We start from the raw sequence: 12,413 nt of genomic DNA on the forward strand, positions 1-12,413 counted from the left end.
GTTAGCAAAACTAATTCCAGCTGTGTCTACACGCGCAGGTAGCGACGCATGGCAATGGCGGAACCAAAGAGACCGATGATCACGCCGACCAGGATCAGTGCGGCATACGTCACCAGGTAGTATTGCATCGGCAGCGCAAACGACATCCAGCCAATGCTCTCCTGAAGACGCGGAACCAACAGGTTGCGAAGCAGCTCCAAAACACCGATGGAAAGCAGCGAGCCCAAAACGGCCTGCAGCACGCCCTCGGTGATAAACGGACCGCGAATAAAGCCATTGCTGGCGCCCACCAGGCGCATGATAGCAATCTCGCGGCGGCGAGCCGTAATCGACAGGCGAATCGTGTTATTGATAAAGATGAACGCGATAAACGTCAGCAAACCAACAAGCACAACGGCAGCGATGCGGATGTAGTTCGTCACCTGGAACAGGCGGCTCACTTCCTCCTGACCGTACAGAACGCTCGCATCGACGTCACCGTCATCCGCGATCTTCTGGAAATCGGAGTTCTTCTTGAGCTTCTTGGCCGTGCTCTCGACCTGGGACGGATCGTCCATCTCGATCGCGAACGAAGCAGGCAGCGGATTCTGGCCATCAAGTGCACTCAGAGTGGCGTCGGCATTACCCGACATCTTGCTCGTGTACTCGGCCAGCGCGTCGTCCTTGTCCTTATAGGTCACGGACTTAACGTTGTTCCACGTCTTGAGCTCACTCTCGAAAGCCTGGACGTCGGCCTGGTCGGCGTCATCGCTAATAAACGCGTTGATAACAACCTGGTCCTCAACGGTGCCGATCACGGAGTTCAGCATCGCGGAACCCATGATGAACAGGCCGATGATAAACAGCGAAAGGAAAATCGTGATGACGGCGCCGAGCGAGGTGGTCCAGTTACGGAAGAAGTGGCTCATTGCCTCTTTGAGCGAATAGCCCACGTTAGTTGGTGCCATAGTTGCCGTAACCTCCCCTCTCCTGGTCGCGGATTACGTGGCCGCCCTCGAGGGCGATCACGCGACGATGCATACTATCGACCATCTCGCGATCGTGGGTAGCCACGATCACGGTCGTGCCGGTGCGGTTAATGCGCTCGAGCAGCTTCATGATGCCGAGCGAAATTGCCGGGTCGAGGTTGCCCGTTGGCTCGTCGCAAATCAGCAGCGGCGGACGGTTGACCATGGCGCGGGCGACGGCCACGCGCTGTTGCTCGCCGCCGGAAAGCTGATCGGGCAGCGAGTCCATCTGATCGGCCAAACCGACCAGACGCAGTACCTCGGGCACCTGGCTGCGAATGACGCCCTTGGGCTTGCCTATGCACTGCAGGGCAAACGCCACGTTTTCATAGGCGGTCTTTTGCGGCAAAAGCTTAAAGTCCTGGAACACGGCGCCAATCTGGCGGCGCAGGAAGGGAACCTTGCGGTTCTTGATTTTCATGAGATCCTGACCGGCGACCAAAATGCGACCGCTCGTAGGCCTGACATCACGGTTGAGCGTGGAAAGCAGCGTGGTCTTACCCGATCCGGAATGACCGACCAAGAAGACGAACTCACCCGGATAGATCTCGATGTTGATGTCGTCGAGTGCGGGCTTGTTGGGCTGTGCCGGGTAGATCTTGGTGACATGCTCCATCAGAATGACGGGCTCGACACCGGCCTGCTTGGCCATCTTCTTGCGACTTGCCTGCGGATCGATAGGCGCGAACACCGACGTAAAATCGGGGTTGTTGAGCGCATTGTCAAGACTTGCGACCTCGGCAGCCTGATCATTCTCGACCATGGGCGCAGCGGGCTGCGTAGGATCGGGAATGCCGGCAAAGAGGCCGGACTGCGCCGGCTGCGGCGCGGGCGTAGCAGGAACCATGGGATCGGGAATGCCCGCCATGGTCGGCTGAGGCTCGGCTGACGTCTGAGGCTGGTTCACGCGAGCAGTCACCTTTTGGACGGGCTCAAAGCCCGCAGCGGCAGAAAGCTCGGCATCGCTGGTGGGATTGTAGGCAAAGGGATCGGTTGCCGGCCGTGCCTGATCTGCCGGCTGTGCGGGGGCCTGGGCAATATGCTGGCCCTCTGAATCCGGAGTGGCGAAACGTGTGCCCGGGACACCTTGCCGTGTCTTGGGGGCCTCATCGCCCGCACCGGAGGTACGGAAGTGGTTACCCACTGGTGCTCCTTATCATCGTGCGTTTAAACTACATGAGCGCTTTGTATTTTAGCAGCATTAGCTTCACTGCACATAAGAAGCATGGCAGGGTTTTGGTCTCACCGGCCGCGCACAGGGCTACCTCCCAAATCGTCCTCGGACATGTCGGAGTCCCCGCTGCGCGCTTCGCGCTGCGGGGACTCCTCCGTCCTGCGGAATGATTTGGGAGGTAGCCCTGTGCGCGGCCTGCGGCTACTAAGGAGTCGCCGCGTTTTTCTTGGGGTGCTGCATATACAAAGTTGGAAGGGCTGAGTTGCACTTTGCTGGTCTGGGCCCGCTTCCCGGAGGAAGCCCTTGCTTGGTGTGGGCCTAATTTGTTTGTTACCGACAAAAACAGGGGCGCCCTCTTTGGGGGCGCCCCTGTTGTGGCTTGCTTACGGTTGCTGAAGCGATACTTTGCCTCGTCTTGCCCTAGGCCAAGAACTCCTTGGTGGTTGCCACGATGTTGGCGGCATCCAGGCCGTACTTGTGCAGGAGCTCGGCGCCCGGACCGGACTCGCCAAAGGTATCGTTGACGCCAATCTTCTTGAGCGGCGTCGGGCACTGCTCGCAGAGCACGTCGGCAACGGCGCTGCCCAGGCCGCCGATCACGGAGTGCTCCTCGACGGTCACGACGTGACCGGTCTTGGCGGCGCTCTTGACGATCAGATCGGCGTCGATGGGCTTAATGGTGTGCATGTTGATGACCTCGGCGTCGATGCCTTCGGCAGCGAGCTGCTCGGCAGCCTCGAGAGCCTCGCCAACCATCAGGCCGCAGGCGATGATGGTCACATCGGCGCCCTCACGCATGACGATGCCGCGGCCCGGCTCGAACTTGTAGGTCTCGGGGTCGTTGATGACCGGCGAGGCCAAACGGGCAAAGCGCATGTACACGGGGCCGTCGCACTCGTGGGCGGCGCGGACCACGGCGCGGGCCTCCACGTCGTCGGCCGGGACAATCACGGTCATGCCAGGGATAACACGCATAAGGGCGATATCCTCGCAGCACTGGTGCGTGGCACCGTCCTCGCCCACCGAAATACCGGCGTGCGTGGCGCCGATCTTGACGTTGAGGTGCGGATAGCCGATGGAGTTACGGACCTGCTCAAAAGCGCGGCCGGCGGCGAACATGGCAAAGGTGCTCGCGAAGGCAGTACGACCGGTGGTCGCGATACCGGCGGCGACACCCATCAGGTTGCTCTCGGCAATACCCACGTCAAAGAAGCGGTCGGGGCAGGCGGCCTTAAACTTACCGGTCTGCGTGGCGGCAGCCAGGTCGGCGTCGAGGACCACAAAGTCGTCGTGCTCGGCAGCGAGCTCAACGAGGGCCTCGCCGTAGCTTACGCGCGTGGCGATTTTCTTGACGTCTGCCATCCTAGAGCTCCTCTCCGGCGGCCGTGAGCTCTGCCATGGCCTGCTCAAACTGTTCATCGTTGGGGGCCTTGCCGTGCCAACCAACCTGGTTTTCCATAAAGGAAACGCCCTTGCCCTTCATGGTCTCGGCGATAATGGCGGTAGGCTGACCCTTGGTGGCGCGAGCCTCGGCAAAGGCGGCGCGAATCTGACCGAAGTCGTTGCCGTCGGCGAGCTCCACCACGTGGAACTTAAAGGCGCGGAACTTGTCGGCGAGCGGCATGGGATCGTTGACCTCCTCGACGGGACCGTCAATCTGCAGACCGTTGTGGTCAACGATCACGCAGAGGTTGTCGAGCTGCTGATTGCCGGCAAACATGGCGGCCTCCCAGACCTGGCCCTCCTCGCTCTCGCCGTCGCCCAGCAGGGCGTACGTGCGGTAAGTATCGCCCCAGTGCTTGGCGGCGACGGCCATGCCCACGGCGGCGGAGATGCCCTGGCCCAGCGAGCCGGTGGACATGTCGACGCCCGGGGTATCGTTCATGTTGGGGTGGCCCTGCAGGTGGCTGCCGATATGGCGCAGCGTCTCGAGGTCCTCCTTGGGGAAGAATCCGCGCTCGGCGAGCACGGCGTACAGACCCGGAGCGCAATGGCCCTTGGAGAGCACAAAGCGGTCGCGGTCGGCCTTGCGAGGATCGGCCGGGTCGACATTCATTTCCTCAAAGTACAGATAAGTCATGATGTCGGCAGAGCCGAGCGAACCGCCCGGATGGCCGGACTTGGCAGCGTGCACGCCGGTGACGATGCCCTTCCTTACCTCGTTGGCAACCTTTTTGAGCTCTTCGTCGCTCATTGTGCCTTCCTTTCATCCTCTTTAGACAAGATGCGCACGGCGCAGAAGGTAATCCCAACCCTGCCACAATGCACGTGCGCCATTCATTATGCTGGAAACTGAAGGCTTTACCAGAGTTTTTATCATTATTTGAATAATTTAGCAGGCAGAACCGCTGATGAATCGGTTTATCAATGTGAACGTCTTTTGGATGGAGCGCAGTCTGCCCTACGCGTTAATGTCCTTGAACCCCTCGCCGAAGGCTTCCGTAACGTCGGCGACCGTCACGATAGCTTGAGGATCGCGCTCACGCACGATGGTCTTGAGTGTATTGAGCTCGCGGCGGCTAACGATCACCATAATCACCGGCTTCTCAGCGCCCGAATACATGCCGGTCGCCTTAAATTTAGTGCAGCCGCGACCCAGGCCATACATGATATCGGCCGCGATATCGGGGAAATTCTCCGAGATGATGAGCACCATACGGCGCTTGTTGCCTCCATCGACCACAGCGTCGATCACATAGCCGCTAATTACCATCGAAAGCCCTGCATACAGCGCGTTCTCCAGAGAGAAGACGGGGGCCGATGCCGCGCATACGGCGACATCGATCGCCATGACGGTCGAACCCACCGGCAGCGAGGTATTACGCGAGATAATCTGGCCGATGGTGTCGGAGCCGCCGGTGTTGGCGCCGGCGCGTAACACCATGCCGTAACCAATGCCCGTGATAATGCCGCCCCACATAGCGGGAAGCATCAGGTCTGCATCTGCCAGAGGCGCTACAAACGGGGCAAACAGGTCGGTAAAGAAGCCCAGTAGCACAAAGCCTGTCGCCGTCTGTACCACATAGAACATGCCGCCCTCGCGCATGACGACCAGCAACAGCAAGGCATTCATCACGATGGTTTGGATACCGACGGGCAGCGAAACGCCCCGCGCGGCACCGACCGCCTGGATAATAGTCGCAAGGCCCGTAACGCCACCGGCGGCAAGACCGTTGGGAATCAAAAACAGGTCGGTCGCGATGGCCGCCAAAGCGCACCCAAGCATGATCTGGGGCAGATCGCGGAAGAAGTTCATTGAAAGAATGCGCTTAATATCCAGACGATATGCCATGCTACCTCCCTCAAAAAAGCGCACCCCATTGGGTGCGCTTTGAACTTCTTACCGTATTCGATTCTACCGATTCGCCGAGCAAAAGCCACCCCGCGGCGGGTTTGCTCTGGATATAAAACCGCCCTGTCCAGAGTTTAGCGTCGGTCCGTGACTCACCCGGGGCTTAAGCGGACGGAGACTCCGCATCAGCATTGCCGGTAGCCCAGCGATGGTAGCCGATCACAAACGGATCCAAGTCGCCATCGTCGAGAACGGCGTCGACGTTGCTGGTCTCCACGCCCGAGCGCAGGTCCTTGACCATCTGATACGGATAGAGCACGTAGCTGCGGATCTGGTTACCAAAGCCAATCGTGGTCTTGGGACCGCGGATCTCGTCGAGCGCCTCGGCGCGCTTCTCGAGCTCAATCTCGTACAGGCGGGCCTTGAGAATCTGCATACACGCGGCCTTGTTCTGAATCTGGCTGCGCTCATTTTGGCAGGTCACTACAATGCCGCTGGGAAAATGCGTCACGCGCACGGCGGAGTCGGTGGTGTTGACGCCCTGGCCGCCCGGGCCGCTTGCGTGGTACACGTCGACGCGGATATCGTCGGGGTTGATCTCGATATCGATATCGTCGGGCAGCACCGGAATGACCTCGACGCCGGCAAACGTAGTCTGTCGACGCTTCTTGTCATCGGTGGGGCTAATGCGCACCAAACGGTGAACGCCGGCCTCGGCACGAAGCATACCGAAGGCATCCTTGCCCTCAACGGTAAAGGTCGCGCGATCAATGCCAATGACCTCGGCAGCGGGGCAATCGTTGATGGTGACCTTCCAGCCACGGCGCTGGCAGTACTTCATGTACATCTTAAAGAGCATGAAGGTCCAGTCCTGCGCCTCCAAGCCGCCCTGTCCGGGCTTGATGGTCACAATCGCGTCACCGTGATCGAACTCGCCGGTAAACCAGCTCGAAAGTTCGAGCTCATCGATGGCGCGCGCCAGACGATCAGCCGTGGCGGCAGCCTCCTCACGCAGTGCAGCGGCATCGGGGTCATCGCCCATTTCCTCGGCAAGTTCCAGCGCCGCGCGGGCATCGGAGAGCTCACCGCGCGCGGTATCCACGGCGGCGATATCCTCCTTGGCGCGCGCAATCTCTTCCATCGTGGCGCGAGCGGCATCGGCGTCGTCCCAAAAGCCGGGAGCGACGCTCTTGGCCTCAAGCTCGGTCACGTGGGTGCGCTTCTCGTCCAAATGAAGATACGACTCAACCTCGCCGAGCCGGTCCGCAAACTTGTCCAGCTCGGCGGGCGTTACCTCTAAAGCCTCGGCCATTAACGATTCCTGCCGTGGCAGTACTTGAACTTCTTACCGCTGCCGCAAGGGCACGGTTCGTTGCGGCCCACGTTGACATACGGGTCGTCGCTCTCGGACTTGCGGTAGGTGGTCACCTTAGCGCCGTTGTTGACAGCTGCCGGTCCGCCCTGGACGGCCGTGCGAGCCTGTGCCCGTGCCTCCTTGCGCAGGACCGAGTTGCCGTTGTCGCCATCGACGTCGGCGGGGCCGGAGAAGCGCGCACCCTCGAGCGCGGGGTCCTCCTTGCGCTCCACAGCCTGCGGGGCGGCCTTGATCTCGATGCGCAGGACGGTGCGCAGGTAATCCTCGTACATGGTGTCAACGAGCATCTGGAAGGCACCATAGGCCTCAGTCTTGTACTCGACCAGCGGGTCGCGCTGACCAAAGCCGCGCAGGCCGATACCGGTCTTGAGATAGTCCATCTCCTGCAGGTAGTTCATCCAGCGGGTATCGATGACGCGCAGCATGACCTGAGTATTGAGCTCGCGCATGAGGTCCTCGCCCAGGCGCTCGGCCTTCATGTTGTAACACTTCTCGACGTAGGCCAGGACATCGGCAGCAAGGGCCTCGTAATCCTCGTCGGGGAACTTGGGCGTATCGATATGGCCGGTCAGCTCCACAACCCACTTGCGCAGGCCATCGAGGTCACGCTCGCCGTCGTGGCTGTCCTTAGCGCAAAACTCTTGCACGCAGCGGTACACGGTGTCGTGCATGACCTCGGTGATGTGGTCGGTCAGGTCCTTACCGTCCAGAATCTTGTTGCGCTCGGCGTAGATAACCTGGCGCTGCTTGTTCATCACGTCGTCGTACTCAAGAACGCTCTTGCGCATGGAGAAGTTGATGCTCTCGACCTTGTGCTGAGCGCTCTCGACGGCCTTGGAGATGATCTTGTGCTGGATGGGCATGTCGTCGCCCATTTCTGCCGTGACCATCATCTTGGAGACGCGGTCCATCTTGTCGCCACCGAACAGGCGCATCAGATCGTCCTCGAGCGACAGGTAGAACTGGGTCTCGCCCGGATCGCCCTGACGACCGGAGCGGCCACGCAGCTGATTGTCGATACGGCGGGACTCATGGCGTTCGGTGCCGATGACGGTCAGACCGCCGGCGGCAAGCACGCGCTCGCGCTCGGCCTTGCAGGTCTCCTTGGCCTCGGCGTTAAACTGCTCGAGCTGCTCGGGCGTCACGTCCTCCATGGTCAGGCCCTCGTACTCAAGGCGCTCGCGCACCAGCTCGTCGGGGTTGCCGCCCAGCAGGATGTCGGTACCACGACCGGCCATGTTGGTAGCGATGGTCACGGCGCCGTAGCGTCCGGCCTGGGCAACGATATGAGCCTCGCGCTCGTGGTGCTTAGCGTTGAGGACCTCGTGCGCGATGCCGCGCTTGGTAAGGGCGGCCGACAGCTTCTCGGAGCTTTCGATGGAGACGGTGCCCACCAGGACCGGCTGGCCCTTGGCGTGACGTCGCTCGACGTCGTCGGCAACGGCGTTGTACTTGGCCTGGATGGTGCGGTACACCAGGTCCTCGTGATCGACACGCTGCACGGGCTTGTTGGAGGGAATGACCTCGACGGGCAGCTTGTAGATCTCGCGGAACTCGGCATCCTCGGTGAGTGCCGTACCGGTCATGCCGGAGAGCTTGTCATACAGACGGAAGTAGTTCTGCAGGGTGATGGTGGCAAGGGTCTGGTTTTCCTCGCGCACGAGCACGCCCTCTTTGGCCTCGATGGCCTGGTGCAAGCCCTCGGAGTAGCGGCGGCCCTCCATGATGCGGCCGGTGAACTCATCGACAATCTTGACCTCGCCGTTGGTAACGACGTACTGCTTGTCGCGGTGGAACATGTATTGGGCCTTCAACGCCTGCTGCAGGTGGTTGACCAGCTGGCCCGAAAGGTCGGCGTAGATGTCCTCGATACCCAGGCGGCGCTCGATCTTCTTGAGGCCGCGCTCGGTGGCGGCAATGGTGTGCTTGGCCTCGTCCATGACGTAGTCGCCCGTGGGCTCCACGTCCTCGGTGGCGGTGAGCATATCGTGCGACACGTCCTCGCCGCGCTCCAGCCCGCGCACGGCGCGCGCGAAGTCCTTGTAGGTGCTGGCCGACTTGGTGCCGGCGCCCGAGATGATAAGCGGGGTCCTGGCCTCGTCGATCAGGATGGAGTCGACCTCGTCGACGATGGCGTAGCTGTGGCCGCGCTGGACGCGCTGCTCGGGGCGGGTGACCATGTTGTCGCGCAGGTAGTCAAAGCCAAACTCGGAGTTGGTGCCGTAGGTGACATCGGCCTGGTAGGCCGGGCGCTTAAGCTCGAGCGGCATGTTGTTCTGCAGCAGGCCGACGGTCATACCCAAATACTTGTAGATGCGGCCCATCCACTCGGAGTCGCGCTTTGCCAGGTAGTCGTTGACGGTAACGACATGCACGCCCTTGCCGGCGATGGCGTTAAGATAGCCGGCCAGGGTGGAGACGAGCGTCTTGCCTTCGCCGGTCTTCATCTCGGCGATATGACCCTCGTGCAGCGCCATGGCGCCGATGAGCTGTACGTCAAAGTGACGCATGCCCGTGATGCGCTTTGAAGCCTCGCGCACGGTGGCAAAGGCCTCGGGGAGCATGTCGTCAAGCGACTCGCCGTTAGCATAACGCTCGCGGAACTTATCGGTCTGGCCGCGAAGCTCCTCCTCGGTCATCTTCTCAAACTGAGGCTCAAGCCCGTTGATCTGGTCAACGATCTTGTAGTAGCGCTTAAGGTCCTTATCGGATCCAAAGGACAGCAGCTTTGACATGAATCCCATGTGGTTTTCCTTTTTTGGCCATCGCCCGTAGCGCACTGCACTGGGCGAGTTAAACACAGATAGTTGTACTTTAGCCAAACGGGACGCACGCTATACGCTCGACCTCATCCCCCACGTAATAACTACGACCGACCTGCCAAAAAGGGACGTTTTATTTTTAATGGCTACGGCCCAGATAAGCGCCGATAACTTTGCGCTGCTCGGCGCTCGCCCGATAGTAGACGCGAAGCTCGCCTTCGGCATTCAAATCAAAGCGCGCCTCGTCAATCAGGCCATTCTTGTGCGCGGTCATGAGCGCCTCCTGCATGCGCGGCCTTGCAAAGGCGGCAAACGATGCATACTCGGCCGCGAGATCGGCCATCACATCGTCGACGCAAGCCTCGTCATGGCAAACAAAATAATCGAGCATGGCATAGTTAAGCGGAAGCATCCCGATCACCGTCCTTTTTAACCATGTCGAGGGGATTCACGGCGATCAGGCAAATGCCGACGAGGTTGACGACGGCCGCCACCCATGCGACGGACGGAAGCGCGTAGCCGTCAAAGCCCAAGACCAGGCCGACGATAATCCACGTAAACAGCGGCGCTGTAAAGGTATAGGTGCCGTTGATGGCCATGCCCAGCGCCGTGCCGCACATGGAGTTGGCGCGATACCAGCTCATAAACGAAAAGTAGGCGGCAAAACCGGAGCAGGCGAAAAACACGACGGAGGATTTGTCGGTGAGCGCTTGGGCGACAAGGACGTAACTCTGACCAAGGGGCTCTCCGCATGCCAAGGTTAGGGCCGGCAGTACCAAGCACAGGTTGCCGACCCCCGAGACAAGCTGACGAATGTTGATGGCGATCTGAGGATCGATCATGCAGGTGGCGCGGCCGCCCACGCATCCCTCGACGCCCCAGCACAGGGCGGCTAACAGCGCCAGGACCAGGCCAAGCGCCATGCCGGAAGATGCCTGCCCGCTCAGGCCGGCGCTACCGATCATGGCGCCGGCGACCACGCAGACAACGATGCCGGTGACGACACGGGGGCTAAGCGGCTGTCGGTAGAGCACGCGGGCGAGCACCGCACCGATCGCGGGGTTGAGCGCGGCGATGGGCACGGCAAGCGTGCCTGCCTGCGAAAGCGCGATAACGTAGGCGGCAGAAGCGATGGGCCCGCCAATGAAGGCGGCGGCGATAACGATGACGCCGGGCTTTGAGGCGATGCAGCGGCCTAGGTCAGCGAGTTTGCCCTGACCGGCAGTGAAAAACGTGGCCCAGACGGCACTCAGCACGTCATTGACGCCCGAGGCGATTGTGGGCAAGATGAATACCGCCAAAAGACCGGAGGGAGCAAATGCATCGAACCAACCGGCCCAAACGCCAAAGAGCTGACCGGCGGTAACAAAGGCCGTGTACAGCGCATACATGCAGCTCGAAAGCGCCGCGACAGCGATACCCTTCCTAAAATAGGCAGCATCGAGCGCACGCTTCTTTGCCACCGCGAGCTCGCGATTGCCCAAGGACGTCGATGTGTCCACGTAGCCTCCTATCGGTTACCTGCCAAAAAGGGACAGGTTTATTTTGGCAGGTTTTATCTGGGCAAACGAAAAATCCCCACCGTTCGGTGCAAAGAGGACGTGCTACTTTGCGTCGATAAGAAAAGGGCCGTGCACCCAATTGGATGCACGGCCCTTTTGCCATGAATGCGAGCGATTCCTCGGCGAGCTATTTACTCAGCAGCCTCGGTGGTCTCGGCCTCGGCAGCGGCCTCCTCGACGGGAGCCTCTGCGGGAGCCTCGGCGGCCTGCTTGGCAGCCTCCTCGGCAAACTTAGCGGCACGCTTGGCCTTCTCGGCAGCCTTAGCCTCAGCGGCGGCCTTGCGAGCGGCCTCGGCCTCAGCAGCCTTGGCGGCCTTGGCAGCCTTGGCCTCCTCGGCCTTCTTGAGCTGGGCGGCAGCGGCGCCACCGAACTTGTCGGCGAAGCGCTGGACGCGTCCACCGGTGTCGACGAACTTCTGCTGGCCGGTGTAGAACGGGTGGCACTCGTTGCAAAGCTCGACCCTCATCTCGGACACGGTAGCGTGCGTCTTGAAGGTGTTGCCGCAGGAGCACGTCACCGTGCACTCGACATACTGGGGATGGATACCCTGCTTCATGGTAGGACTCCTTATTGGTCAGGCGCTGGTTACCGATCAGCGCATAAGGCGTCTTGGTTTCCGACCAAGACAACAAACTCGGCTATGTTACCACGGCGTCGAGCGTCCCACAAAAGGTTCACGGTCTTTACGCCGGAGCGCACAGGCGAATCTGCCCGATCGCGGCGCCAACAGAGCCGCCCGAGCTGTCCAGGGTGCCAAAAATACACCCTACGAGACAAGCGCTCCATGTTGCAGACGTGTAACGCCGCAGCAAAGGTGCCCCTTTTTGCACGGGACAGGTACAATGATGAACACTGTACCGTAGCGGAGCGCCGCCGCGCGCCGCTAACACGCGAAAGGGTTTCCCATGGCCGAGATCTCGTCCTCCCGTATCGTCATCACCGTCCTTGGCAAGAACCGCCCCGGCATTGTCGCCGGCGTCACCCGCGTCCTGGGCGAAGCCAATGTCGACATCCGCGACATTACGCAGTCCATTATCGAGGACATCTTCACCATGACCATGCTGGCCGACACCGCCGAGTCCAAGCTCGACTTCGCCGAGCTGCAGAAGGCCCTGGCCGAGGCCGGCGAGCTTTCGGGCGTTAACGTGTCCATCCAGCGCGAGGACGTCTTTAACTTTATGTACCGCCTGTAGCGAACAGACTGCGTGACGACGGCCCAACGTGCGCCCAGGCGCAACGT

11 protein-coding genes are annotated in these 12,413 nt (G+C 60.8%); 1 reads left to right on the top strand and 10 read right to left on the bottom strand.

From position 1 onward, the window contains the following. Positions 1 to 26: 26 nt before the first annotated feature. The 10 genes from ftsX to rpmE form a co-directional block, all read right to left on the bottom strand. On the bottom strand, positions 27 to 947 hold the full coding sequence (gene ftsX, locus ACTQZF_RS02510) for a permease-like cell division protein FtsX (protein WP_154515997.1): 921 nt from the start codon (positions 945 to 947) through the stop codon (positions 27 to 29). Beyond that, on the bottom strand, positions 934 to 2,151 hold the full coding sequence (ftsE, locus tag ACTQZF_RS02515) for a cell division ATP-binding protein FtsE (protein WP_441540493.1): 1,218 nt from the start codon (positions 2,149 to 2,151) through the stop codon (positions 934 to 936). The genes ftsX and ftsE overlap by 14 nt, the downstream gene beginning before the upstream one ends. A 450-nt stretch (positions 2,152 to 2,601) precedes the next feature. Continuing rightward, entirely contained in the window at positions 2,602 to 3,543 is a 942-nt protein-coding gene (locus ACTQZF_RS02520) for a transketolase family protein (RefSeq protein ID WP_441554485.1), read from the bottom strand. A 1-nt stretch (position 3,544) separates the two neighbouring features. After that, entirely contained in the window at positions 3,545 to 4,375 is an 831-nt protein-coding gene (locus ACTQZF_RS02525) for a transketolase (protein WP_154516003.1), read from the bottom strand. Positions 4,376 to 4,582: 207 nt separating this feature from the next. Beyond that, entirely contained in the window at positions 4,583 to 5,473 is an 891-nt protein-coding gene (locus ACTQZF_RS02530; protein ID WP_441048319.1) for a YitT family protein, read from the bottom strand. Positions 5,474 to 5,636: 163 nt separating this feature from the next. Continuing rightward, positions 5,637 to 6,785, bottom strand: a complete 1,149-nt coding sequence (gene prfB, locus ACTQZF_RS02535; RefSeq protein ID WP_441042315.1) for a peptide chain release factor 2 — start codon at positions 6,783 to 6,785, stop codon at positions 5,637 to 5,639. Next, a complete protein-coding gene (gene secA / locus ACTQZF_RS02540; RefSeq protein ID WP_441032949.1) occupies positions 6,785 to 9,592 on the bottom strand; it encodes a preprotein translocase subunit SecA in 2,808 nt (935 codons plus the stop codon). The genes prfB and secA overlap by 1 nt, the downstream gene beginning before the upstream one ends. Positions 9,593 to 9,749: 157 nt before the next feature. Continuing rightward, positions 9,750 to 10,022 (bottom strand): hypothetical protein, encoded by a 273-nt coding sequence (locus ACTQZF_RS02545; protein ID WP_427794657.1) that lies wholly within the window; start codon positions 10,020 to 10,022, stop codon positions 9,750 to 9,752. Then, positions 10,009 to 11,112, bottom strand: coding sequence for a hypothetical protein (locus ACTQZF_RS02550; RefSeq protein WP_441554486.1), 1,104 nt, complete (start codon positions 11,110 to 11,112; stop codon positions 10,009 to 10,011). Before ACTQZF_RS02550 ends, ACTQZF_RS02545 begins: the two co-directional genes overlap by 14 nt. Positions 11,113 to 11,303: 191 nt before the next feature. Continuing rightward, positions 11,304 to 11,729, bottom strand: a complete 426-nt coding sequence (gene rpmE / locus ACTQZF_RS02555) for a 50S ribosomal protein L31 (RefSeq protein ID WP_154516018.1) — start codon at positions 11,727 to 11,729, stop codon at positions 11,304 to 11,306. Positions 11,730 to 12,078: 349 nt separating this feature from the next. Between rpmE and ACTQZF_RS02560 the strand changes: the two genes are divergently transcribed. Further along, positions 12,079 to 12,366, top strand: coding sequence for an ACT domain-containing protein (locus tag ACTQZF_RS02560; protein WP_006235289.1), 288 nt, complete (start codon positions 12,079 to 12,081; stop codon positions 12,364 to 12,366). The last annotated feature ends 47 nt before the right edge of the window (positions 12,367 to 12,413 follow it).

The sequence above is a fragment of the Collinsella sp. LCP19S3_H3 genome (genome assembly GCF_052119145.1).
Lineage (GTDB): Bacteria > Actinomycetota > Coriobacteriia > Coriobacteriales > Coriobacteriaceae > Collinsella.